Source organism: Paracoccus sp. JM45 (genome assembly GCF_003590715.1).
GTDB lineage: Bacteria > Pseudomonadota > Alphaproteobacteria > Rhodobacterales > Rhodobacteraceae > Paracoccus.
In genome coordinates this window covers 39,862-62,212 of sequence record NZ_QQVY01000006.1, presented here as the reverse complement: position 1 = coordinate 62,212, position 22,351 = coordinate 39,862, and the positions used below count along the sequence as shown (strand labels likewise).

The window sequence follows — 22,351 nt, the reverse complement described above, 5'->3', positions numbered from 1 at the left end:
CACGGCGACCCCGCAGGGACCGCGTGACTTGACCAAGGCTTACCTGCCCTAAAAGCGATATTCAAGTCTGGGAAAACGCTTTTGATGCACAAGTGGGGCATCTTTGCGACAGGCTTAAACATCATGCACAAACTCATAGGGCGGAGGCAGTTTCCCGCCTCCGCCCCTGCATTTTAAGGAATAAGCCGGATCAGACAGTCCCGACGACCAGCTGTTCGGGTGCGATTTCGACGCCATCCTGCTCGGCAAGAAAGTGCTCGGCGTCCAAGGCCGCCATGCATCCCATGCCCGCGCTGGTCACAGCCTGACGATAGATATGGTCGGTCAGATCGCCTGCGGCAAACACACCGGGAATCGAGGTGCGGGTGCTGCCTGCCTCGACCTTCACATAGCCGCCATTGTGCAATTCCAGCTGGTCCTTGACCAATTCACTGGCTGGCGCATGGCCGATGGCGACAAACACACCGTCGGCGGCAATCTGGCGTGTGCTGTCATCCACGGTCGAACGCAGGGTCGCGCCGGTTACACCCATCGGGGTGTCAACGCCGGTGACTTCAGCCAATTCGTGGTTCCAGATCACCTCAACCTTCGGGTGATTCATCAGGCGATGCTGCAGGATCTTTTCTGCACGCAGGCTGTCACGACGATGGACCAGCGTCACTTTGCTGGCGAATTTGGTCAGGAACAGTGCCTCCTCGACGGCGGTGTTGCCGCCACCGACCACGACCACTTCGCGATTTCGGTAAAAGAAACCGTCACAGGTTGCACATGCACTGACACCGAAGCCTTTGAACTTTTCCTCGGACGGCAGGCCCAGCCAGCGCGCCTGTGCACCCGTCGCCAGAATCACCGCATCGGCGGTTACAATGCGACCGCTGTCGCATGTCGCCGTAAAGGGCCGCTGTTGCAGGTCCAGCGTGGTGACCATATCGGTCACGATTTCGGCACCCATCGCGCGGGCATGTGCCTCCATCTTGACCATCAGTTCGGGCCCTTGGATTTCGGTTTCACCAGGCCAATTTTCAACTTCGGTCGTGATGGTCAGCTGCCCGCCGGGCTGCATTCCCTGAATAAGCATCGGTTCCAGCATCGCGCGGGATGCATAGACAGCTGCGGTATATCCGGCCGGACCGGATCCGACGATCAAAAGTTTTACATGCGTGCGTTCGGTCATCTTGCGCCCCAATCTTGGTTTGTGCATGAGGTAGTCGCTCCGGAGGCTGACTGCAACGCATCCCGCACTTCGCGCAATCCAGAAAGATTGTTGCGGAATATCGGCCCGCATTGTAGTTTCCGGTAACGCCAAGATCTTAAGAACAGAAAGACCACCATGGCCGGCGCCAAACTTGATGACATTGACCGCAAAATTCTTGCTGAACTTCAAGCCGACGGCAGGATGACCAATGTCGAATTGGCCCGCCGGGTCGGAATTTCGGCCCCGCCCTGCCTGCGGCGCGTCCGCACATTGGAAGAACTTGGCTATATCCGCGGTTATCACGCCGATATCGACGCCCGCGAATTGGGTTTCGAGGTTCAGGTCTTTGCAATGGTGCGGCTGACCTCTCAATCCGAACGCGACCTTTGCGCGTTCGAGGCTTTGGTGCAGGACTGGCCACTTGTCCGCGAATGCCACATGCTGAACGGAGAGATCGATTTCATCCTGAAATGTGTGTCGCCCGACCTGTCAACCTTCCAGCGCTTCCTGACAAATTCGCTGACAGCTGCGCCCAATGTCGCCTCGGTCAAAACCTCGCTGGTGATCCGTGGCGCGAAAGACGAACCCTCGGTCCCGTTCGAGATTGTGGAAGAACGTATCCGCGAAGCCGGATGAAACCCTGACAGCCTGCGTAACGTTTCCATGCCCGAACGAAGCGGCGCATTCGATGCGTCACGGGATAAAGGAACATCGCTTATGGCACATGCCTTCATCATCGGCGGCGCAGGCCAGATCGCCCGCAAAATGACCCCTGATCTGGTGTCCAAAGGCTATCAGGTCAGCTCGCTCTATCGTCATGACGAACAACACCAGCAGCTTGCAGACCTGGGGGCGACTCCAGTCAAAGGCGATCTGATGAAGCTTGGCGTCAGCGACCTGCAAACGCAAATAGCGCATTGTGACATTGTCGTCTTTGCCGCAGGTGCGGGCGGTGCCGGTGCCGATCTGACCCGTGCGATTGATGGCGAAGGGCTGGAAAAGGCCGTTTCCGCCGCAAAGGCCGCAGGCGTCCAGCGCTTCTATCTGATTTCGGTCTTTCCCGAAGCAGGCCGCACCGCTGATCTGGGCGACGGATTCGAGGTTTACATGCAGGTCAAGAAAATGGCCGATGTCCATCTGGTCGCCAGCGGGTTGGACTTTGCCATCCTGCGCCCCGGAACGCTGGCTGATGATACGCCAACTGGTAAAGTATCCGCCGGACTGGCTGTGCCCTATGGCACCATCGCGCGTGGTGATGTGGCAGCCTTTCTAGCAGAACTGATCAACCAGCCCAATGTCATCAATACCATCATCGAACTGTCCCCGGGCGATACACCAATCACACAGGCTGTCAGTCAACTTGCCCCGAAAGCGGTTTAAGTTATCGCGCAATTGCACTGATAAGGCGCCCATAATCTGCCTGACCTTCGTGCGTCGATCTGCGATAACTGAAGAAACGTTCAGGGTCGGAATAGGTGCAATGGCGTGACCATTCAGCCTCGACTCCCGCTTCACGCAAACGCATCAGGCCGAAGGCAGGCAGATCGAACATTGGCTTTCCTTTGGGGCCTTGGCCGAAGAAGCGGTCAAAGGTCGAATCCTCGGCGATAAATTCGTCCATGAAATCGTCACCAACCTCATATGCGGGCTGACTGATCGAGGGCCCGATGACGGCACGGATATTATGCGCGCCCAAGCCTTGCATCGCCTTGACCGTCGCTTCGATGACGCCACCAATCGCACCGCGCCATCCTGCATGGCAGGCACCGATGACCCCCATATCCGGATCGGACAGCAGGATGGGCTGGCAGTCGGCGGTCAGCACGGCCAAGGCGACATCACTGCGCGCTGTCACAATGCCGTCAGCACAAATTTCGCGTACCGCAGTGACATCATCATCCAGATCCAGCGTTACCACATCGGCGGAATGCACCTGTTTGACCGTCGCAAGACCAGTTGCCGGCACGCCCATTGCGGAAGCAACGCGGCCGCGGTTCAGCTGTACCATATCGCTTTGGTCCGTCGAACGTCTTCCGCAATTCAGCCCTGAAAACAGGCCCGAGGATGCCCCGCCTTTGCGGGTAAAGAAGCCGTGCTTGACGTCAGCCAGCAGCGGATGGGTCAGGATTTCAAGTGTCGTTTGCATATGTCTCCAGCGCCTCGAAGCCGGGAACGGCGGTTGCGCCCTTCGGCCAAATCGCGATTGCTTTGAACAGGTGACCCATTTCCGAAGCGCTGGTCAAGCGCGCAAGCGCCGCCATCGCACCTTGATCCCCGTTTGCGGCCAGCTTCTGCGCCCGTTCCCGGGCACCCAAAGACAGCAGCCAGTCCCCCTGATGGATCGGACGCGACACGCAAGCCCCTGCCCGCAAGGCGGCAGCAGCCAGCAGCGCAAAATCGACATGGGCTGTCAGATCGGCAAGACCGGGGTTGGCCAGAGGGTCTTCGGGGATATGATTGCGAAGGGCTTGAAAGCTGTCACCGAACCCGTTCCATCCGCCATAGTCGATCACAATAGCAGCCCCACCATTCCGCACAATCTGTCGGGCGATCACCTCGATCGAGGCCACACCTTCGGCGCAATCCTCGACCACATCGCCGATCTTGCCGTCCCGCGGCAATTCAACCACGGTGCCAAGCCCCATCTGCAATTCGCCGTTGTCCGACAGTCCGACCAGCCGTTCGCGCCAACCGTCTTCCGTCCTTTGGAACTGGCGGATGGGAAGGGCGTCAATAAACTCGTTCGCGATCAAAAACAACGGCTTGTCAGGAATATCCTCGAGGGTTTCGATATGCGAAACCGTCCCCAGCCGGTCCTTCTGGACCTGCAGCAAAAAGGGTGATGCCTCGATCAAGGTAACATCAGCCGCATCTTGCATATCAGGGACCAAACGAATCGCACGCAGCATATCCGCCATCAGTGTTCCGCGCCCCGGACCGGGTTCTGCCAGTGTAAACGGCACCGGACGGCCCTGATCCATCCACGCTTGCGCCAGCGCGAGGCCGCAGAATTCACCGAACATTTGATGGATTTCCGGCGCGGTGATAAAATCACCGGCCTGTCCGAAGGGATCGCGCGTGGCATAATAGCCATGGCGGCTGTCCAGCAGACAGATCTGCATGTAATCCGCCAAGGTGATGGGCCCTGTGGCGCGGATGCGGTTCGCGATGATGTGCGCCAGCGGGGTCATGCAGTTTGCACCACCGCCGGACGCGACATCGCGCGCCAGATCAACAGCAGACCGACAACCAGCATCGGCAAGGATAACACCTGCCCCATGCTTAGCCCGATCTCGGGTCCGCCGATGACATAACCGAACGGATTTTCGGGCGTAATGAATTGTGCATCTGCCACCCTGAACAATTCGACGAACATACGGGCAAGGGCATAGCCTGTCAGGAAAATGCCGAACTGCAGACCCGCACGACGCAAAGCACCTGCGCGCAAGGTGATCAACAGGATCAGTCCCAGCAGCAAACCTTCCAGCAATGCCTCGTATATCTGGCTGGGGTGGCGGGCGCAGACGCCGACAACGTCAGCACAGGTCTGGGCCGCTTGCCCCGGAAAGGCGACACCCCAAGGCATATCGGTAGGGCGTCCCCAAAGTTCGGCATTGATAAAATTTGCCAGACGCCCAAAGAGCAGGCCGACCGGCGCTACAACAGCCATCGCATCCGCCAGTCGCAGGGGCGGGATCGCGTTCATGCGGCAATAGATCGCGGTGGCAACAATGACACCCGCGAAACCGCCGTGAAAGCTCATCCCGCCTTGCCAGACCTTGATGATTTCCAAGGGGTTGGACAGGTAATAGGCTGGTTCATAAAACAGCACAAACCCCAGACGTCCGCCCAAGATCACGCCAAGAATGACCCATGTCAGCAGGTCATCAACCTTTGCGGGTTCCATCGGCGCACGGTCGCCCCAGATTGAAGGACGGCGCGTCATCAGAACAATCAATTGCCAGCCGATGATTAAACCGGCCAAATAGGCCAGCGCATACCATCGCAGGGACAGTGATAGCCCGCCCAGATTGATCGTAAAAATCTCGGGGGCGATATTCGGGAAGGGGATCATGGGGCCTCGGCTTTCGATTGCGGCGCACGCTAGCCAGCAAAGCGCCCATGTCAACATTGAACCCTGACGCATGTCGGACCATATTAAGCGCGACCAAGCTTGAAGGACAGGCAGACATGAGCACCGATAACCGCTTCTTCGATGACATTTCCAAGATGATGACCAATGCCATGGGCGTCGCCCAAGGCGCCCGCAGCGAGGCCGAGAACGCCATGAAAGGCTGGGTCGACCGTTGGCTGGCCGACCGCGACTTCGTCACACGTGAAGAATTCGAGGCTGTGCGCGAAATGGCCATCAAGGCCCGCACCGAAAATGCTGAATTGAAAGCGCGGCTGGACGCAGTCGAGGCTGGCCGTCAGGGCGACTGAACCGCCACCGACTGCTTCAATACGCCACTGCGATCATACAGCAGTACTTGTGCATCGTCTGTGACGACCACGATCCAGTCTGGCGCAAAGGTCACGGCCTGCACCTGAACATTGTCCGGCAACTTGATATTGTCGGGCAATTCAGGCAGCACGGGCTGATCCAAGCGCAGCCACAGCAGCGCGACGACCGCCACCATTCCAAATCCCATCACCAGCGTCAGCCCGGTGACAAGCGTTTTCAGGAACCTCAGTTCCGGCACCGCTTTCGCTGCTGCCTTCCAATCGGTATTATCTTCCGCCATGTCGAACCTTACTGTGATCATCCCGGCGAACCCGCCCGAACGTCTTGATAAGGCGCTTGCGCTGTCGGTGCCAGAGGATGCCGCACTTTCGCGGTCCCGCCTATCGCGTATGATCGCGGATGGTGCCGTCAGCGGCCCTGACGGCGTGGTGCGCGATGGAAAATCCCGCGTATCCGAGGGACAGGAATACACCATCACCCTGTCGCCCCCCGAATCCGTCGAGACCCTGCCCGAAGCCATTCCCCTGACCATTGTCTATGAAGACGATGACCTTATCGTGATTGACAAAGCTGCCGGTATGGTCGTCCACCCTGCCCCCGGATCGCCCTCGGGGACTTTGGTGAACGCGCTTCTGGCCCATTGCGGCGACACTTTGTCAGGCATCGGCGGCGAAAAGCGGCCCGGCATCGTGCACCGGATCGACAAGGACACCTCGGGGTTGCTGGTGGTGGCGAAATCGGATCGTGCCCATCACGGTCTTGCCGCCCAGTTCGAGGCGCATAGCGCCCAACGCCGCTATCTGGCTTTGGCACATGGCACGATCGACGCATCCGATCCGCGCCTGCGCGGCACGCCGGGGGTCAACTTCGAAGATGGTATGGTGTTGAAAATTACGTCCCGCCTAACGCGTCACCCCACCGACCGGCAAAAACAGGCGGTTTATTTCGATAAGGGCCGCCACGCCGTAACACGCGCCAAGCTGCTGGAAAGCTTTGGACGGCCACCGTCAGCCATGCTGGTGGAATGCCGGTTGGAAACCGGCCGCACCCATCAGATCCGCGTCCATATGGCCCATGTCGGCTTGGGGCTGATCGGCGATCCGGTCTATGGCGGGTCGCGCCGTGCATCAGCTAAAGCCCTGGGTGCCGCAGCGGCGGCCGTTCAGGCATTTTCACGTCAGGCACTGCACGCGGCGCATCTGGGGTTTGACCATCCTGTGACGGGTCAGCCGATGTCCTTTGACAGCCCCTTGCCCGATGATATGCAAAAACTTCTTGAACAATTACAGGCTGTCACCACTTGACGACGATGTGACCCGACCACAGGTTACAAATCGCAGATTGGCGCGCAAGATGGGCTGTCCCGGCTGACCACCGGGGGTGTCTGCGACGTTCTGACCGGAACCTGCAGGCGCCAAGGCGCGTTTTACGATCTCTGCGAAAGGCAAATTACATGGCGACTTACGGCAATCTTCCCGCCCCCAGCCCCGAACAGGGCATGAACCGCTACCTGCAAGAGATCCGCAAATTCCCCCTGCTTGAGCCGGAGGAGGAATATATGCTGGCCAAGGCATGGGCGGATCATGAAGACAGTGAAGCGGCGCATAAAATGGTGACAAGTCACCTTCGTCTGGCGGCGAAAATTGCCATGGGGTATCGCGGTTACGGCCTCCCACAGGCCGAGGTGATCAGCGAAGCCAATGTCGGCCTGATGCAGGCGGTGAAGCGGTTTGATCCGGAACGCGGATTCCGCCTGGCGACCTACGCGATGTGGTGGATTCGCGCTTCGATTCAGGAATATATTCTGCGATCGTGGTCGTTGGTCAAAATGGGCACGACCAGTGCGCAGAAAAAGCTGTTCTTTAACCTGCGCAAGGCCAAATCCAAAATTGGCGCGTTGGAGGATGGCGACCTGCGTCCTGAGAACGTGGAACGTATCGCCACCGAACTAAATGTCACCCAGAAAGAAGTGGTCGATATGAATCGCCGCCTTTCTGGCAGCGACGCCTCGTTGAACGCGCAGGTCGGGTCGGGTGATGGCGAATCTTCGGCGCAATGGCAGGATTGGCTGGAAGATACCGATGCCAATCAGGCCGAAGCTTATGCCGAGACCGAGGAACTGGACACCCGTCGCCAGATGCTGATGTCGGCTATGGATGTGCTGAACGACCGCGAACGCGACATTCTGATGGAACGTCGCCTGCGTGATGACCCCATGACGCTAGAGGATCTATCGGGCCGTTACGATGTCTCACGCGAACGTATTCGTCAGATCGAGGTTCGCGCTTTTGAAAAACTTCAGGACCGGATGCGCGTTCTGGCCCGCGAAAAGGGCATGCGGATCATGGAAGACGCGGAATAAAACCGGCTGCCGCATTGACGCGATGCGGCACTGCTTTATGTTGACGCCCAGTTGCGTCACGATCCGGAAAGCACGCCCACGATATGACTGCGCTGACGGAATTCCGACGTCTGGAAGCTCAGGGAGCTTGGAAAGAGACCCCTCGCGCAGGTAAACGCGAGGTTGTGGTGTCTTTGGGCGAAGCAACGCTGACCCTGATGGACCCGAAGTCGGATTGCCCCCTGTCGCATTGGTCATTGCCCGCTGTGGTGCGCCTGAACCCCGGACGGGTTCCGGCAGTCTATACCCCGACATCTGCCAAACCCGACGAAACGGTCGAAATCGACGATCAACTGATGATCGACGGCATTGCGCGGGTCCAGCGTGCAATTGCACATCACCGCCGGACACCTGGACGACTGCGCGGTGCAATCACAGGGCTTATACTGCTGGGCCTGCTGGGGGCGTTGGTGGCATGGTTGCCTGACGCGTTAATCCGCCATGCAGCACAGATTGCCCCGCCAGCGCAGATGCGGACCATCGGCACGGCTGTGCTGGCCGATCTGGAAACCGGTACGGGCTCGATCTGTCACAGACATTCCGGCCAACAGGTGCTGGACTGGATCACATCGCGATTGCTGGGGAAGCATACATTGGTGCAGGTCGTGCCCGGCCCACTGAATGGCGCACGTCGTCTGCCGGGAAACATGTATCTGATCGGCAACGACCTTCTTGCTTCGGCCACCGGCCCCGAGGCGACGGCAGGTCATCTGATTGCGGCCAGCATTGCCCAAGACGACCGGCAGGTGACGCAGGACGCGTTGGAATACGCAGGGGCCTTTGCGTCACTGCGGTTGATGACCTTAGGCACATTGCCCCGCCGCGCCTTGGAGGGTTACGGCAAGACGCTTTTGGAAAAGCCCCTACCGCGGCCTGATATGGGCAAACTCCCCGCCGCCTTCGAAGAACATGATCTGTCCACCGAACCCTATGCCCGCAGCCTCGATCCGACAGGTGTCACTGTCATGCCCTTGATCACCGGCGATCCGATGCGCGATGAACCTGCTGGCCGGCCATTGCTGACGGATGAACAATGGCTGGCGCTTCAGAAAATCTGCGCGGGCTGACGTTCAGACGAATTGTTCGCGCAGCAGCCGTTCTGCCAGCCCGTGGCCATCGTCGAACAGAAGGTGGTGCCTAATATCTGATGCGCTGCGGATTTCGACGCGGGTGACATGGCGGAACGACCGGCTGTCGGCATCGGCCATGACAGGACGGCGTTCGGGGTTCATCACTTCGATTACCACCTCGGCAGCTTTCGGCAACAAGGCACCGCGCCAGCGACGGGGGCGGAAAGGGGCGATCGCGGTCAGGGCCAGTACCTCGGATCCGATGGGCAGGATCGGACCATGCGCGGAATAATTATAGGCGGTCGAACCTGCAGGCGTGCTAACAAGCGCCCCGTCGCAGACCAGTTCCTCCATCCTCAGCCGCCCGTCGACATAGATCCGTAATTTGGCAGCCTGCGGACCTTCGCGCAGCAGGCTGACCTCGTTGATGGCCAGCGCCTCGTGGCAGGTGCCATTGGCGCAGGTCGCACGCATCCGCAGCGGGTTGATAACAGCTTCTTCGGCTGCGGCCAGACGTTCGGGCAAATCATCCACCGAATAAGTGTTCATCAGGAAACCGACCGTGCCGCGGTTCATCCCGTAGACCGGCATATCGCGCCCCTGCATCGCATGCAGTGTTTGCAGCATGAAGCCGTCCCCACCCAAAGCGACCACAACATCGGCCTTATCGGATGGCGCATTGCCATAACGGGCCACCAGTTCGACAAGGGCATTGCAGGCCGATGGGGCCTGACTGGCGGTAAAGTGAATGTTGCCCGTCATATACGGTATTTCCTCTGATTGCGGTGCAGCATCGGCTGCGGCCGCGCGGATGACAAGCCCCGCACGGAACAACCTGCGACGCTTGAACACCCCGACGGGTCGTTTTGTCACTTTCCGCATTCATATTGTTGCGATAGAAGGCCAGCATCCTCTGCCGCCCCAGCCATATAAGGACGCGAGACCGATGAACGCCCCAACACGCGACAACGGCTTTTTCACGGAAACCCTGGCCAGCCGTGACCCAGATATCGCCAAGGCCATCACGCAAGAACTGGGTCGCCAGCGCGACGAGATCGAGCTGATCGCCTCGGAAAACATCGTCAGCGCCGCCGTGATGGAGGCACAGGGCTCTGTCCTGACCAATAAATATGCCGAAGGCTATCCGGGCAAACGCTATTACGGCGGCTGCCAATATGTCGATATCGCCGAAAATCTGGCGATCGAGCGTGCAAAGGCGCTGTTCGGCTGCGAATACGCCAACGTGCAGCCCAATTCCGGCAGCCAGATGAACCAGGCTGTGTTTCTGGCGCTGTTGCAGCCCGGCGATACCTTCATGGGTCTGGACCTGAATTCGGGCGGTCACCTGACCCACGGTTCGCCGGTCAACATGTCGGGCAAATGGTTCAACGTCGTCAGCTATGGCGTACGTCAGCAAGACCAGCTGCTGGACATGGAGGCGATTGCCGAGGCTGCGCGCCAGAACAAGCCCAAGCTGATCGTTGCCGGCGGCACCGCTTACAGCCGGACGTGGGATTGGGCGGCTTTCCGCGCGATTGCGGATGAAGTCGGCGCCTATCTGATGGTGGACATGGCCCATATCGCCGGTCTGGTCGCGGGCGGTCAGCACCCCTCGCCCATCGGTCATGCGCATGTCGTCACCTCCACCACGCATAAATCGCTGCGCGGTCCGCGCGGTGGTCTGATCCTGACCAATGACGCCGATATCGCCAAGAAGATCAACAGCGCCGTCTTCCCCGGTCTTCAGGGTGGCCCGCTGATGCATGTGATCGCCGCCAAGGCCGTCGCATTCGGTGAAGCATTGCGCCCCGAGTTTAAAACCTATGCCGCGCAAGTCGTGAAAAACGCGCAGGCCATGGCGGATGAGCTGATGAAGGGTGGCATCGACATCGTTTCGGGCGGCACCGACAACCACCTGTGTCTGGCCGACCTGCGTCCCAAGGGCGTGACCGGCAAGGCGACTGAGGCTGCTTTGGGCCGCGCCCATATCACCTGCAACAAGAACGGCGTGCCTTTCGATCCTGAAAAGCCGTTCGTCACCTCGGGCATCCGTCTGGGTGCGCCTGCAGGCACGACGCGCGGTTTCGGCGAAGAAGAATTCCGCCAGATTTCGCGCTGGATCGTCGAAGTCGTGGACGGCCTTGCCGCACATGGCGACGAGGGCAACGCCGAAGTCGAAGCAAAAGTCCGCAATGAGGTTTCGGCCCTTTGCGCGCGCTTCCCGCTGTATTCGGGCATGTAATCTGCCCCGATGGCTGACAGGGAAACCCCCGCCACATGCGATGTGGCGGGGGTTTTCCTTTTTGGTCAGCTTGCCCAGCCGGGTTTGCGTTTTTCAAAAAAGGCGGAAATTCCCTCGGGGGCTTCGCCGCCTTCCCAGACGGCGACAAGACGGTCGATGCTGTCTTCGATCACAGCTTCGTTGATGGTCAGGCCAAGGGCGCGGCATTGTGCCTTGGCCGCGGCCACCGCACCGGGGGCAGCTTGCAGATAGGGTGCAACCTCGGCCTCGACCGCGGCATCCAGTTCTGCGGCGGGAACACTGCGGGCGGCAAGGTTCAGATTTACAGCCTCGGCCGCGCCGAACAGACGGGCAGAAAAGAAGACCCGCCGCGCTTTATCCTCGCCCATGCGGGCAAAGACATAGGGACCGATGGTGGCCGGGATCAGGCCCAGCTTGACCTCGGTCAGACCAAGGCGGGCGGTATCGGACACAATCGCCACGTCGGCCACTGACATCATACCCACGCCACCACCAAAAGCGTTGCCATGCACCCGCGCAATCAGCGGTTTGGGCAGCAGGTTCAACGCTTGCAACATCTGCGCCAGAATGCGGGCACCGGCACGCCGCGTATGGGCATCGGCGATCATCTGCGCTTTCATCCAACCCAGATCACCCCCCGCGCAGAATGTCGGTCCATCGCCTGCCAGCACAACAACGCGGACCGCTGGATCATTGCCAAGGGTGTCACAAGCCTCGATAATTTCATCCATCATCTGGCGCGACAGGGCGTTATGCTTATCTGCCCGCGACAGGGTCAGTGTGGCAACGCCGCGCGGGTCGGTTGTGATCCGGATGGTGTCAGGCATGGGTCTCCTCCCGCAGGGTTTTGGCAAAAGCGGCGGCGCGGTCAATGACCGCCATGTCCAATCCGTGGTGATAGCCTTGGCGGGACAGATGCGCGGCCAGCGCCTCGGTCGCGACATTGCCTGCGGCACCGGGGGCATAGGGGCAACCACCCAAACCACCGACCGCCGCGTCAAAGACCCGCAAGCCCCGCGCAAGGCTGGCATCAACGTTCTGTAACGCCCGACCGGCGGTGTCATGATAATGCCCCGCCAGCCGTTCAGGGGGCAGTTCGTCCAGAACCGCCGTCAGCATGGCATCAATTGCGTCCGGACGCCCCTGCCCGATGGTGTCGCCAAGGCTGATTTCATAGCACCCCATATCACGCAGCGCCGCAACGACCCGTGCCACATTGGACGGCGCAGTCGGACCGTCGAAGGGGCAGTCGGTGACCACGCTGACATAGCCGCGCAGCGGAATGCCATCATCACGGGCCGCCTTGGCGACCGGTTCGAAACGCGCCAAGGCATCGTTGATCGAGGCATTCAGATTTGCCCGACTGAACCCCTCGGACGCACTGGCAAAGATTGCAACCTCATCGGCGCGGGCGTGTCGGGCGGCCTGATATCCCTGCAGATTTGGGGTCAGCGCGGCATAGCTGATGCCCTTGGCACGGTGGATACCCGCCATGACCTTTGCGGCATCCGCCATCTGCGGCATCCATTTGGGGCTGACAAAGCTGGTCACCTCGATCCGGCGAAAGCCTGCCTGCGACAGCAGATCGACCAGCGCGATCTTATCTTCGGTGGGGATCAGGCGCTTTTCGTTCTGCAGGCCGTCGCGGGGACCCATCTCGAAAATTTCGACGCGGTCGGTCATTCGGCAACCTCATCCAACCGGATCAGGGCGGCACCGGCTTCGACCTGATCGCCATCCTTGGCCAGAACCTCGGCGACGATGCCGTCGCGGGTGGCCAGAAGGCTGTGTTCCATCTTCATCGCCTCCAGCACACACAGGCGGTCACCTGTTCGGACCTGCTGACCTTGGGTGACATGTACGGATTTGACCAACCCCGGCATGGGGGACCGCGTCAGCCCGTCACCGCCATCGTCGGTGCCAGCCCGATACAGCGGATCAACCTTTCGCAGATGCAGCGTGTTCGCCCCGAAAACACTGACACCCGCATCATGTGTAACAATGCGCTGGCGGCACGGATGACCATCCACCCACCAGCGGTCGCCCTGCCAACAGACGTCATGACTGCTGTGATTCAACGTCACGCGGAAATCTGCTGCACCCATGACCTGCAAAACCGCGCTGCCCCCGTCCCAGACGATCGTCCGGCGCAGCGGTTGCCATAACGTCATACCGCCAGAGGCCCCCGTCACGCCCGCCAACCCGATCACCCCCAAAGCGACCGATGCACCATCGGTGTCAGGCATCGCCGTCAGCCCCTCGATATCCCTGCCGATCAGGCCGGTATCGACCAGTTCCTGTCGAAAGCCGTGGTGCCGCGTCAGGGCGATCAGGAAGTCCAGATTTGTGACCAGCCCCGCAACATCCGTATCCACCAGCGCGCTTTCCAGCGATCGCAGGGCAGTTGCACGGGTGGCACCCCATGTGATCACCTTGGCAATCATCGGATCATACCAGGGCGAGATGACGTCTCCTTGCCGCACCCCTGTTTCGATACGCGCGCCATCCGGAAAGCCCAGATGCACCAGACGCCCCGTGGCGGGCAGGAAACCTGCGGGAACATCCTCGGCGTAAAGGCGCGCCTCGAAGGCGTGGCCGGTGATGGACAGGTCGTCCTGTTGCACGGGCAGGTCCTCGCCGCTTGCCACGCGCAGCTGCCATTCGACCAGATCGACGCCGGTGATCGCCTCGGTCACGGGGTGTTCGACCTGCAAGCGGGTGTTCATTTCCATGAACCAGAACCGGTCGGGGCGCAGACCGTCGCTGCCGTCGACGATGAATTCGATGGTACCCGCACCGGAATAGCCGATGGCCTCGGCGGCGCGGACGGCGGCATCGCCCATGGCCTGACGCATTTCGGCGGTCATGCCGGGGGCGGGCGCTTCCTCTATCACCTTCTGGTGGCGGCGTTGCAGGGAACAATCGCGTTCAAACAGATGCACGGCGCGCTTGCCGTCACCAAAGACCTGAACCTCGATATGGCGGGGTTGCAGGACGTATTTCTCGATCAGAACGTCGGGGTTGCCGAAGGCTGTCTGTGCCTCGGACCGTGCCGATTGCAGGGCATCGTCAAAATGCGCCGGATCATCAACGCGGCGCATGCCCTTGCCGCCGCCCCCCGCCACGGCCTTGATCAGAACCGGATAGCCGATGTCACCGGCCATCGCCGCCAGATGACCGGTATCCTGATTGTCCCCGTGATAGCCCGGAACGACCGGCACGCCCGCCTTTTCCATCAGCGCCTTGGCCGCATCCTTCAGCCCCATCGCACGGATCGCTGCCGCCGAGGGGCCGATAAAGATCAACCCCGCTTGTGCCACCTGATCCACAAACCCCGGATTTTCGGACAAAAAGCCATAGCCCGGATGGATCGCCTGGGCGCCTGTCGCCGATGCCGCATCAATGATCACCTGCCCGCGAAGATAGCTGTCGGCAGGGGCCGGACCACCCAAGTGCACAGCCTGATCCGCCATGGCGACATGGCGCGACAGGCGGTCGGCGTCGGAATAGACCGTGACCGTGGCCACCCCCAAACGGCGGCATGTATCGATGACGCGGCAGGCGATCTCGCCCCGGTTGGCGATCAGGATCTTGTCGAACATGGGCAACCTTTCATTCTGCGGCAGGCGCATGCAAATCCGGAATCACATCCGGAACAGGCCAAAGCGCGTCGGTTCAATCGGGGCATTCAGGCTGGCACGCAGGGACAGGGACAGCACCTGCCGCGATTTTCGCGGGTCGATGATCCCGTCATCCCACAACCGCGCCGAGGCATAGAGCGGGTGGCTTTGCCGTTCGAACATCTCGACCGTGGGGCGTTTGAATTCGGCTTCGTCCTTTGCCGACCACGTGCCGCCCTTGCGCTCGATACCGTCGCGCCGGACCGTCGCCAGAACGCCGGCGGCCTGTTCACCGCCCATGACGCTGATGCGGCTGTTGGGCCAGCTCCACAAAAAGCGCGGGGAATAGGCGCGGCCAGACATGCCGTAATTGCCCGCGCCGAAGCTGCCGCCGACCAGCATGGTGATCTTGGGGACATTCGTCGTGGCGACTGCTGTCACCATCTTGGCGCCGTGGCGGGCGATGCCCTCGTTTTCATATTTGCGACCGACCATAAAGCCGGTGATATTTTGCAAGAAGACCAGCGGAATGTTGCGCTGGCTGCACAGCTCGATGAAATGCGCGCCCTTCTGGGCAGCTTCGGAAAACAGCACGCCGTTATTGGCGACGATGCCAACGGGGCAGCCTTCGACATGGGCGAAACCCGTGACCAGCGTTTCACCAAAGCGCGCTTTGAATTCGTCGAAGCGGCTGCCGTCGACGATGCGGGCGATCACCTCGCGGATGTCATAGGGGGTGCGCAGGTCGGCGGGGACGACGCCGAACAATTCGTCAGGGTCATAGGCGGGGGCTTCGGGGCTTTGCCACAGGACCGTTTCGGGGCGACGGCGGTTCAGGCTGGCCACGGCGCGGCGTGCTTGGGCCAAGGCGTGGGCGTCATCTTCGGCCAAGTAATCGGCCACGCCCGAAAGGCGGGTATGGACATCACCGCCGCCCAGATCTTCGGACGTGACAACCTCGCCCGTCGCCGCCTTGACCAAGGGGGGGCCTGCCAGAAAAATGGTGCCCTGACCGCGCACGATGATGGTCACGTCGGACATGGCGGGCACATAGGCCCCACCCGCCGTGCAGGACCCCATGACGACGGCGATCTGGGGAATGCCCTTCGCGCTCATCCTTGCCTGATTATAGAAAATACGGCCGAAATGATCGCGGTCGGGGAATACCTCATCCTGATTGGGCAGGTTCGCGCCGCCGCTATCGACCAGATAGACGCAGGGCAAATGGCATTCCTCGGCGATTTCCTGCGCTCGCAGGTGCTTTTTCACCGTCATCGGATAATAGGTGCCGCCCTTGACCGTCGCGTCATTGGCCACGACCATCACATCCTGCCCATGCACCCGCCCGATGCCTGCGATCACACCCGCGCCGGGGGCTGCACCGTCATACATATCATGGGCGGCTGTGGCGCCGATTTCCAGAAACGGACTGCCAGCGTCCAGCAGGTTCGCCACCCTTTCGCGCGGCGGCATCTTGCCCCGACCGACATGGCGTTCAGTGGCCGCAGCCCCCCCGCCCGCCGCAGCGTGATCGGCGGCCTGTCGCACCGTCTCCAGCAGGTCCAGATGTGCCTGCCGGTTGGCGCGGAACTGGTCGGATGAGGGCAAGGCCTGACTGGACAGTTTCATAGCAGACTCTCTGACTGGGGGCGTTCGGTTTCCGCCAAGGCGCGCAATTCGCGGCGCATGACCTTGCCGGTGACGGTCATCGGCAGGCTGTCCAGAAACGCGATCTCGCGCGGGTAGGAATGGGCGGCGGATTGGCTGCGGGCATGGTCGCGCAGCTGATCGGCCATGTCGTCGCAGGCGGTGAAACCAGGGCGCAGCACCACATAGGCCTTGACGATCTGCGTGCGCAACGGGTCGGGCTTGCCGATCACACCGACCTGCGCGACGGCGGGGTGGCGCAGCAGGCAATCCTCGATCTCGGACGGGCCGATGCGATATCCGGCGGATGTGATGACATCATCATTGCGCCCGACGAAATGGATATAGCCGTTATGGATCATGCCCTTATCGCCGGTTACCATCCAGTCGCCACGAAATTTGTCTGCCGTCGCATCGGGGCGTTGCCAGTATCCCAGCATCATGCTGGCCGCACCGCGCCGGATGGCGATGTCCCCCTGAGTGTCGTCAGGTCGTGGCTGACCGTCATCATCAATAACAGCCACCTGAAACCCCGGCACGGCCTTGCCGATGGCACCGGGCCGCATCGCAAACATCTGCCCCGCCGCCGAGGCCACTATATTGCATTCGGTCTGCCCGTAAAATTCGTTGATCTGCAAACCAAAAGCCTGCTGACCCCAATCCAGCATAGGTGCGCCAAGTGTCTCCCCGCCGGAGGCCACACTGCGTAGCCCGTTGATCCTGACATTGGCGGCCTTCAGCATCTTCAGCGCCGTTGGCGGGAAGAAGACATTGCGGATCTTGCAGTTGGCAATCAGCCGCGCAACCGCCACCGGATCAAATTTCGACATCCGTGCCGCAACCACCGGCACCCCAAGCGCCAGCGCGGGCATGGCCACATCGAACAGCCCGCCGATCCATGCCCAATCGGCTGGCGTCCAGATCACATCATCGGGCTGGCCCAGCAGATCGTGGCTCATCTCGACGCCGGGCAGATGGCCGGTCAGCATCCGGTGGCCATGCAGCGCCCCTTTCGGCGCGCCCGTCGTCCCCGAGGTATAGATGATCACCGCCGGATCATCCGGCCCCGTGGGTCGTGTGGCAAAGGGTCCCGCGTCGGGCTGGCCATCCTCGGGGACGATGATCCGCAGATGGGGAAAACCGTCCAGCATCTGCCGGCCTTCGGCATCGGTGACCACTGTACGGATACCTGCATCCTCAAGTCGCAGAGCCAGCGCATCCGGTCCGAACAATTTGAACAGCGGCACTGAAATGGCCGCCGACTTCCAGATTGCCAGATGGGCCGCTGCCGTCCAGGACGATTGTGTCCGCAAGACGCCGACCCTTTCACCGCGCAAGACGCCCAGCTTATGGGCCAACCGGTCGGTCATATCGTCCAGTTGGCCGAAACTGACCGGTTGCGGGTTGCCGTCATAATCAATGACCGCGACGGCTGCCGCGTCATGTGCCAGACATTGATCGGCCATGTTCAACCGATCGGGCAGATCCCAGTGGAAATCGCAGCATAAGGCGTTGTAATCCACGCTGGTCAGGGTCCGCATCACTGTTCCCCGGACAGATAGGCGTTCAGCCACAGATACTGACGCGCGGTTTGGGTCAGCAGACATTGGGTTCCCGCCGGACCCGCACCCGTTCCCCCGCCCCAACGGCTGCCTTCGTAAGAACAGGCCGCATCGCGAAAGGCGATCCAGTTGCGCTGCATCTGTTGCAATAAGGGGGCCTGTTTCGGGGCAACAGAGCCCAAATCGTCCATCCGGGCATCGGCAGTTTCGGATTGGGCCATCACATCGGCATAGGCCGTGTTCAGCAATCTGTCCCATTGTGCCAATTCCTGTGACAGGCAATAGGACATGCCGACGGTTGAATATCCGCCCTCGGCGTTCATGCACAGATCTGCGGCTTTGTTGATACAGGCCTCGGGGGTGTCACCCTGTTCTGTCAGACATGTTGCCAACAGATCGTCCTGAAACTGAGGCATGCCATCCTGCGCCATCGCAGGTCCCGATAGGGCGATCACGACTGCCAAACCGGCACGCATCAGACCAGCCCTGTCAGTTCGCGCCCGATCAACATGCGGCGGATTTCGCTGGTGCCCGCCCCGATCTCCATCAGCTTGGCATCGCGGAACAGACGGCTGACAACGCTGTCGTTTAGAAAGCCCGCGCCACCCATGGCCTGCACGGCCTGATGTGCCTGCACCATGGCCTGTTCACTGGCATAAAGCACCGCGCCCGCAGCGTCCTGACGGGTAACGGTGCCCTTGTCGCAGGCCCGCGCCACTTCATAGACATAAGCCCGCGCGGTGTTAAGCGCGACATACATATCGGCAATCTTGCCCTGCATCAGCTGGAACGACCCGATGGGTTGGCCGAACTGTTTGCGTTCGGTCACATAGGGCATCACCTGATCCAGACAGGCGGCCATAATACCGGTGCCGATGCCGGACAGGACCACGCGTTCGTAATCCAGTCCGGACATCAGCACCCGAACGCCCCGGCCCTCCTCGCCCAGGACATTCTCGGGCGGGATTTCGACGTTGTCGAAAATCAGCTCACCCGTATTCGATCCGCGCATGCCCATCTTGTCGAAATGCGCGCTGGTGGTGAAACCAGCCATGCCGCGTTCGACAATAAAAGCGGTAATTCCCTTGCTGCCCGCATCGGGATCGGTCTTGGCATAGACTACAAGCGTATGTGCATCGGGCGCATTGGTGATCCAGTATTTATTACCGTTCAGGACATAGCCGCCGTTCGTCTTGTCTGCGCGCAGCTTCATGCCGACAACGTCACTGCCCGCGCCTTCTTCGGACATGGCGAGGGCGCCGATATGTTCGCCGCTGCACAGCTTTGGCAGATACTTCGCACGCTGTGCATCGGTGCCGTTCAGCTTGATCTGGTTCACACAAAGGTTCGAATGCGCACCGTAAGACAGGCTGATGCTGGCGCTGGCACGGGCGATTTCCTCGACCGCGATGACATGGGCCAGATAGCTTAGGCCGGAACCGCCCCAATCTTCGGAGACGGTGACGCCAAGCAGACCCAGATCACCCATTTCCCGCCAGAGGTCGTTGGGGAAGGCATTGTCACGGTCGACCTGACCCGCAATGGGGACGATGCGATCCTGTGCCCAACGGTGGACCATATCACGCAGGGCGTTCACATCCTCGCCCAGATCGAATTCCATCCCTCTGGTAAACATTGCAATCCCCCTCCCCGGTTATTGAACGTTTGTTCATTTCTTTTAACGCATATGCCCTGCCTGCGTCAAGACAAGCATGGTGATATGTCGGGCAGGTCTTGCCCTGCGCGGCAATGCGGGCCAGTAACCCCGCAAAGGGTGACCATAAGGTGTTCCATGCGTCTTTCCATTCTGCGCCACGCACCAAGTGTTACGGGCGGACGACTGGCCGGTCGTCGCGATGTACCGGCAGATTGCAGCGACCACGCGGCATTGACGCGCGCTGCTGCACGGGTCGGCACGCATGACCAGATCGTCTGCAGTGCGGCGCTGCGCTGTCGCCAGACCGCGCAGGCATTGGGACTGGTATGGGACCGGCTTGACCCGAAGTTGTGGGAACAGGATTTCGGTGCATGGGAAGGACTGCCTGCTGATCGGCTGCCCGATCTTGGCCCCCTACCCACGGTGGAATTGGCACGCCACCGCCCCGATGGTGGCGAAAGCTTTGACGATCTGGCCGCGCGTATCACGCCCGCCCTGCAATCACTGGATCGCGACAGCCTTCTGGTGGCGCATGCGGGAACGGTTCGGGCGGCATTGTCGCTGGTTGTGGGGCAAGCGGCGTTGTCTTTCGCTGTTGCCCCTTTATCGTTGACCATCCTGCACCGCCACGGCGACCTCTGGTCGGTCGAGGCGGTGAACTTGCCCGTCTCCAAGGACTGACCCATGGCCTTTATCGCAGTCACTGCGCTTTTCATCGATCTGGTCATCGGCTGGCCTGCATGGCTGTTCGCCCGCATCGGGCATCCCGTGACATGGCTGGGACGGCTGATCGCGACATTGGATGACCGTATGAACCACGGGCCGGATCGTCGTAAACGGGGCATGATCGCGTCACTGCTGGTCATTGCCGCGGCGATGGTGCCTGCGGCCATCCTGCAGATGTTGCTGGGCCCTTGGGCCGCGGCGGTTCTGGCATGGCCCTTGGTCGCGGCAAGATCACTGGATGATCATCTGCGCGCCGTGGCCACACCTTTGAGGATGGGCGATCTGCCAGCTGCGCGTCGGGCCGTGGCGATGATCGTGGGTCGCGATGTCTCCAACGCCGATGAACCGGCAATCGCCCGCGCCTCGCTTGAGAGTCTGGCCGAAAACGCCAGCGACGGGGTGGTTGCGCCCTTGTTCTGGGCGGTCGTTCTGGGGCTGCCGGGGATTGCGGCCTATAAGGCGATCAATACGCTGGATTCGATGATCGGCCATCGCACCCCAAAGCATGAAGAATTCGGAAATTTCGCTGCCCGTCTGGATGATTTCGTCAATATTATCCCCGCACGCCTGACCGCTGTGCTGATCGCGGTTGCGGGGATTTCCAAAAGGGCGGTGGAATGTGCTTTGGCCGATGGCCCGAAACACCGGTCCCCAAATGCAGGCTGGCCCGAAGGGGCGATGGCAGGCGCCTTGGGCGTCCGTTTGTCCGGTCCGCGCGTCTATGGCAGCCATATCAGTCAGGAACCATGGCTGAACGGCACAGCCCCCGATCCACACGCCAAAGACCTTCAGCGCGGCATTACCCTGTACCGCCGTGCCATCACCATCGGCGGGCTGTTGTTGGTGGTAATCGCGATCTAGATCCGGGTGACGGCCACGGTCTGCGTTTGCAGGTCGGCCATGCTGGTGGTGGTCAGAAAGGCCACATCAGCGGCGTCGCGCCCGACGGCAACCAGCGCCATGTTATCGGCCTGCGCCATGCCTGTCGGATCGACCAGATGCCATTCACCGTCCAGATAAACCTCGACCACGGCATGGAAATCCTGCGGTTTGACGCCGGGGGCATAAACGCTGGCAAAGCGCGTCGGAATTTGCGCCGCCCGACAAAGCGAGATCATAAGATGTGCATAGTCGCGGCAGACCCCGCGCCGGTCCAGAAACGTATCGGCTGCGGTTGTATTGGCATCGCTAGCCCCCGCGACATAGCACAGATTGTATTCGATCCAATCTCGCATCGCCGCAACCTTTCGACCGCCGCTTAACCCGCCAAAACGCGAATTGCTGTAGTGGAAAAAACGGTCGACCGGACAATAGACCGACGGCAGAAGATAGCGCAGGGCGTCGCCGGGCATATCCTCGACCTCGACCATATGCAGGTTTTCCAGATCGGGACGCGGGCGGGTGATGTGCAGTTCCGCGTTATAGCGGCACTGCAGACGGTCTTTGGCGCGGATGATGATACGCTCACCGATCCCCTCTTCAGCAGGCACGCGGGCGATGCGTTCAGGATTACCAAGATCGATTGTGCTTTGAACAACGTCCTGCCCCATGGCCCCCGCAGCCTCGATCACCAGCAATGCGGTGCCGGGCATCCGTAGCCTGTAATCAAGGACGACATCGATTAGCATCCGCATCTGCAGGCTCCTACGAGTTGGGATTATAGGTACAATGACGGGCGAGTGAATGAACGCCCGTCTTGCCAGTGTCAATCATTGCAGTCTCGATTTCGTTCCCCTGACCAAACG

General features: G+C 60.7%; 23 protein-coding genes. 9 read left to right on the top strand and 14 right to left on the bottom strand.

The window, feature by feature from the left end:
• Nucleotides 1–190: 190 nt before the first annotated feature.
• Nucleotides 191–1,174: a thioredoxin-disulfide reductase gene (gene trxB, locus DWB67_RS10305; RefSeq protein WP_119807464.1), complete on the bottom strand. Its 984-nt coding sequence runs from the start codon at nt 1,172–1,174 to the stop codon at nt 191–193.
• A gap of 156 nt (nt 1,175–1,330) precedes the next feature.
• Between trxB and DWB67_RS10300 the strand changes: the two genes are divergently transcribed.
• Together DWB67_RS10300 and DWB67_RS10295 are read left to right on the top strand one after the other, a co-directional pair.
• A complete protein-coding gene (locus tag DWB67_RS10300; RefSeq protein ID WP_119807463.1) occupies nt 1,331–1,831 on the top strand; it encodes an Lrp/AsnC family transcriptional regulator in 501 nt (166 codons plus the stop codon).
• Nucleotides 1,832–1,912: 81 nt separating this feature from the next.
• A complete protein-coding gene (locus DWB67_RS10295) occupies nt 1,913–2,575 on the top strand; it encodes an NAD(P)H-binding protein (protein WP_119807462.1) in 663 nt (220 codons plus the stop codon).
• Nucleotide 2,576: 1 nt separating this feature from the next.
• Here DWB67_RS10295 and pgeF read toward each other — a convergent pair whose 3' ends face one another.
• From pgeF to lgt, 3 genes are read right to left on the bottom strand one after another with little or no spacing between them, the layout of a single operon-like run.
• A complete protein-coding gene (pgeF, locus tag DWB67_RS10290; protein ID WP_119807461.1) occupies nt 2,577–3,341 on the bottom strand; it encodes a peptidoglycan editing factor PgeF in 765 nt (254 codons plus the stop codon).
• Nucleotides 3,325–4,386 carry a class I SAM-dependent methyltransferase gene (locus DWB67_RS10285; protein WP_119807460.1) on the bottom strand — a complete coding sequence of 354 codons (1,062 nt, stop codon included), beginning with the start codon at nt 4,384–4,386 and terminating at the stop codon, nt 3,325–3,327. The genes pgeF and DWB67_RS10285 overlap by 17 nt, the downstream gene beginning before the upstream one ends.
• The gene (gene lgt, locus DWB67_RS10280) at nt 4,383–5,270 is read right to left on the bottom strand and encodes a prolipoprotein diacylglyceryl transferase (protein ID WP_119807459.1); all 888 of its coding nucleotides are present in this window, start codon (nt 5,268–5,270) and stop codon (nt 4,383–4,385) included. Before lgt ends, DWB67_RS10285 begins: the two co-directional genes overlap by 4 nt.
• 116 nt (nt 5,271–5,386) lie before the next feature.
• Between lgt and DWB67_RS10275 the strand changes: the two genes are divergently transcribed.
• Nucleotides 5,387–5,638, top strand: coding sequence for an accessory factor UbiK family protein (locus DWB67_RS10275; RefSeq protein ID WP_119807458.1), 252 nt, complete (start codon nt 5,387–5,389; stop codon nt 5,636–5,638).
• Here the strand turns inward: DWB67_RS10275 and DWB67_RS10270 are convergent.
• Entirely contained in the window at nt 5,626–5,940 is a 315-nt protein-coding gene (locus DWB67_RS10270) for a DUF6476 family protein (RefSeq protein WP_119807457.1), read from the bottom strand. The genes DWB67_RS10275 and DWB67_RS10270 overlap by 13 nt on opposite strands.
• Here DWB67_RS10270 and DWB67_RS10265 point away from each other — a divergent pair.
• From DWB67_RS10265 to DWB67_RS10255, 3 genes are all read left to right on the top strand, one after another.
• The gene (locus DWB67_RS10265) at nt 5,939–6,964 is read left to right on the top strand and encodes an RluA family pseudouridine synthase (RefSeq protein ID WP_119807456.1); all 1,026 of its coding nucleotides are present in this window, start codon (nt 5,939–5,941) and stop codon (nt 6,962–6,964) included. The genes DWB67_RS10270 and DWB67_RS10265 overlap by 2 nt on opposite strands.
• Nucleotides 6,965–7,113: 149 nt before the next feature.
• Nucleotides 7,114–8,022, top strand: a complete 909-nt coding sequence (gene rpoH / locus DWB67_RS10260; protein ID WP_119807455.1) for an RNA polymerase sigma factor RpoH — start codon at nt 7,114–7,116, stop codon at nt 8,020–8,022.
• An 83-nt stretch (nt 8,023–8,105) separates the two neighbouring features.
• Complete coding sequence (locus DWB67_RS10255; protein ID WP_119807454.1) at nt 8,106–9,128, top strand: hypothetical protein; 1,023 nt, start codon at nt 8,106–8,108, stop codon at nt 9,126–9,128.
• Nucleotides 9,129–9,131: 3 nt separating this feature from the next.
• On the opposite strand, the gene DWB67_RS10250 is transcribed toward DWB67_RS10255, so the two are convergent.
• The gene (locus tag DWB67_RS10250; protein WP_119807542.1) at nt 9,132–9,893 is read right to left on the bottom strand and encodes an NAD kinase; all 762 of its coding nucleotides are present in this window, start codon (nt 9,891–9,893) and stop codon (nt 9,132–9,134) included.
• A gap of 184 nt (nt 9,894–10,077) precedes the next feature.
• Here DWB67_RS10250 and glyA point away from each other — a divergent pair, with 184 nt between their 5' ends.
• A complete protein-coding gene (glyA, locus tag DWB67_RS10245; RefSeq protein WP_119807453.1) occupies nt 10,078–11,373 on the top strand; it encodes a serine hydroxymethyltransferase in 1,296 nt (431 codons plus the stop codon).
• A 65-nt stretch (nt 11,374–11,438) separates the two neighbouring features.
• Here glyA and DWB67_RS10240 read toward each other — a convergent pair whose 3' ends face one another.
• The 7 genes from DWB67_RS10240 to DWB67_RS10210 are packed head-to-tail and all read right to left on the bottom strand — an operon-like array spanning nt 11,439 to nt 19,859.
• Complete coding sequence (locus tag DWB67_RS10240) at nt 11,439–12,221, bottom strand: crotonase/enoyl-CoA hydratase family protein (protein ID WP_119807452.1); 783 nt, start codon at nt 12,219–12,221, stop codon at nt 11,439–11,441.
• The gene (locus DWB67_RS10235) at nt 12,214–13,077 is read right to left on the bottom strand and encodes a hydroxymethylglutaryl-CoA lyase (RefSeq protein ID WP_119807451.1); all 864 of its coding nucleotides are present in this window, start codon (nt 13,075–13,077) and stop codon (nt 12,214–12,216) included. Before DWB67_RS10235 ends, DWB67_RS10240 begins: the two co-directional genes overlap by 8 nt.
• Nucleotides 13,074–14,996 carry an acetyl/propionyl/methylcrotonyl-CoA carboxylase subunit alpha gene (locus DWB67_RS10230; RefSeq protein WP_119807450.1) on the bottom strand — a complete coding sequence of 641 codons (1,923 nt, stop codon included), beginning with the start codon at nt 14,994–14,996 and terminating at the stop codon, nt 13,074–13,076. Before DWB67_RS10230 ends, DWB67_RS10235 begins: the two co-directional genes overlap by 4 nt.
• A 42-nt stretch (nt 14,997–15,038) precedes the next feature.
• Nucleotides 15,039–16,643: a carboxyl transferase domain-containing protein gene (locus DWB67_RS10225; protein ID WP_119807449.1), complete on the bottom strand. Its 1,605-nt coding sequence runs from the start codon at nt 16,641–16,643 to the stop codon at nt 15,039–15,041.
• Nucleotides 16,640–18,202 (bottom strand): AMP-binding protein, encoded by a 1,563-nt coding sequence (locus DWB67_RS10220; protein WP_119807448.1) that lies wholly within the window; start codon nt 18,200–18,202, stop codon nt 16,640–16,642. Before DWB67_RS10220 ends, DWB67_RS10225 begins: the two co-directional genes overlap by 4 nt.
• Nucleotides 18,202–18,699, bottom strand: a complete 498-nt coding sequence (locus DWB67_RS10215) for a lysozyme inhibitor LprI family protein (protein ID WP_119807447.1) — start codon at nt 18,697–18,699, stop codon at nt 18,202–18,204. The genes DWB67_RS10220 and DWB67_RS10215 overlap by 1 nt, the downstream gene beginning before the upstream one ends.
• Complete coding sequence (locus tag DWB67_RS10210) at nt 18,699–19,859, bottom strand: isovaleryl-CoA dehydrogenase (RefSeq protein WP_119807446.1); 1,161 nt, start codon at nt 19,857–19,859, stop codon at nt 18,699–18,701. The genes DWB67_RS10215 and DWB67_RS10210 overlap by 1 nt, the downstream gene beginning before the upstream one ends.
• A 156-nt stretch (nt 19,860–20,015) precedes the next feature.
• On the opposite strand from DWB67_RS10210, the gene DWB67_RS10205 reads away from it, so the two are divergent.
• Nucleotides 20,016–20,561 (top strand): histidine phosphatase family protein, encoded by a 546-nt coding sequence (locus tag DWB67_RS10205; RefSeq protein ID WP_119807445.1) that lies wholly within the window; start codon nt 20,016–20,018, stop codon nt 20,559–20,561.
• A 3-nt stretch (nt 20,562–20,564) separates the two neighbouring features.
• Nucleotides 20,565–21,467, top strand: coding sequence for an adenosylcobinamide-phosphate synthase CbiB (gene cbiB / locus DWB67_RS10200; protein WP_119807444.1), 903 nt, complete (start codon nt 20,565–20,567; stop codon nt 21,465–21,467).
• On the opposite strand, the gene DWB67_RS10195 is transcribed toward cbiB, so the two are convergent.
• On the bottom strand, nt 21,464–22,240 hold the full coding sequence (locus DWB67_RS10195) for a transglutaminase family protein (RefSeq protein WP_119807443.1): 777 nt from the start codon (nt 22,238–22,240) through the stop codon (nt 21,464–21,466). The genes cbiB and DWB67_RS10195 overlap by 4 nt on opposite strands.
• Nucleotides 22,241–22,351: the final 111 nt, after the last annotated feature.

What these genes read in the sequence shown, in the direction of transcription:
- DWB67_RS10195 (WP_119807443.1), bottom strand. Translation starts at nt 22,240, where the DNA reads ATGCGGATGCTAATCGATGTCGTCCTTGATTACAGGCTACGGATGCCC.
- lgt (WP_119807459.1), bottom strand. Translation starts at nt 5,270, where the DNA reads ATGATCCCCTTCCCGAATATCGCCCCCGAGATTTTTACGATCAATCTG.
- DWB67_RS10210 (WP_119807446.1), bottom strand. Translation starts at nt 19,859, where the DNA reads ATGTTTACCAGAGGGATGGAATTCGATCTGGGCGAGGATGTGAACGCC.
- DWB67_RS10270 (WP_119807457.1), bottom strand. Translation starts at nt 5,940, where the DNA reads ATGGCGGAAGATAATACCGATTGGAAGGCAGCAGCGAAAGCGGTGCCG.
- DWB67_RS10300 (WP_119807463.1), top strand. Translation starts at nt 1,331, where the DNA reads ATGGCCGGCGCCAAACTTGATGACATTGACCGCAAAATTCTTGCTGAA.
- pgeF (WP_119807461.1), bottom strand. Translation starts at nt 3,341, where the DNA reads ATGCAAACGACACTTGAAATCCTGACCCATCCGCTGCTGGCTGACGTC.
- DWB67_RS10275 (WP_119807458.1), top strand. Translation starts at nt 5,387, where the DNA reads ATGAGCACCGATAACCGCTTCTTCGATGACATTTCCAAGATGATGACC.
- DWB67_RS10230 (WP_119807450.1), bottom strand. Translation starts at nt 14,996, where the DNA reads ATGTTCGACAAGATCCTGATCGCCAACCGGGGCGAGATCGCCTGCCGC.
- DWB67_RS10240 (WP_119807452.1), bottom strand. Translation starts at nt 12,221, where the DNA reads ATGCCTGACACCATCCGGATCACAACCGACCCGCGCGGCGTTGCCACA.
- DWB67_RS10220 (WP_119807448.1), bottom strand. Translation starts at nt 18,202, where the DNA reads ATGCGGACCCTGACCAGCGTGGATTACAACGCCTTATGCTGCGATTTC.
- DWB67_RS10215 (WP_119807447.1), bottom strand. Translation starts at nt 18,699, where the DNA reads ATGCGTGCCGGTTTGGCAGTCGTGATCGCCCTATCGGGACCTGCGATG.
- DWB67_RS10225 (WP_119807449.1), bottom strand. Translation starts at nt 16,643, where the DNA reads ATGAAACTGTCCAGTCAGGCCTTGCCCTCATCCGACCAGTTCCGCGCC.
- glyA (WP_119807453.1), top strand. Translation starts at nt 10,078, where the DNA reads ATGAACGCCCCAACACGCGACAACGGCTTTTTCACGGAAACCCTGGCC.
- DWB67_RS10255 (WP_119807454.1), top strand. Translation starts at nt 8,106, where the DNA reads ATGACTGCGCTGACGGAATTCCGACGTCTGGAAGCTCAGGGAGCTTGG.
- DWB67_RS10265 (WP_119807456.1), top strand. Translation starts at nt 5,939, where the DNA reads ATGTCGAACCTTACTGTGATCATCCCGGCGAACCCGCCCGAACGTCTT.
- cbiB (WP_119807444.1), top strand. Translation starts at nt 20,565, where the DNA reads ATGGCCTTTATCGCAGTCACTGCGCTTTTCATCGATCTGGTCATCGGC.
- DWB67_RS10235 (WP_119807451.1), bottom strand. Translation starts at nt 13,077, where the DNA reads ATGACCGACCGCGTCGAAATTTTCGAGATGGGTCCCCGCGACGGCCTG.
- DWB67_RS10285 (WP_119807460.1), bottom strand. Translation starts at nt 4,386, where the DNA reads ATGACCCCGCTGGCGCACATCATCGCGAACCGCATCCGCGCCACAGGG.
- DWB67_RS10205 (WP_119807445.1), top strand. Translation starts at nt 20,016, where the DNA reads ATGCGTCTTTCCATTCTGCGCCACGCACCAAGTGTTACGGGCGGACGA.
- DWB67_RS10295 (WP_119807462.1), top strand. Translation starts at nt 1,913, where the DNA reads ATGGCACATGCCTTCATCATCGGCGGCGCAGGCCAGATCGCCCGCAAA.
- trxB (WP_119807464.1), bottom strand. Translation starts at nt 1,174, where the DNA reads ATGACCGAACGCACGCATGTAAAACTTTTGATCGTCGGATCCGGTCCG.
- DWB67_RS10250 (WP_119807542.1), bottom strand. Translation starts at nt 9,893, where the DNA reads ATGACGGGCAACATTCACTTTACCGCCAGTCAGGCCCCATCGGCCTGC.
- rpoH (WP_119807455.1), top strand. Translation starts at nt 7,114, where the DNA reads ATGGCGACTTACGGCAATCTTCCCGCCCCCAGCCCCGAACAGGGCATG.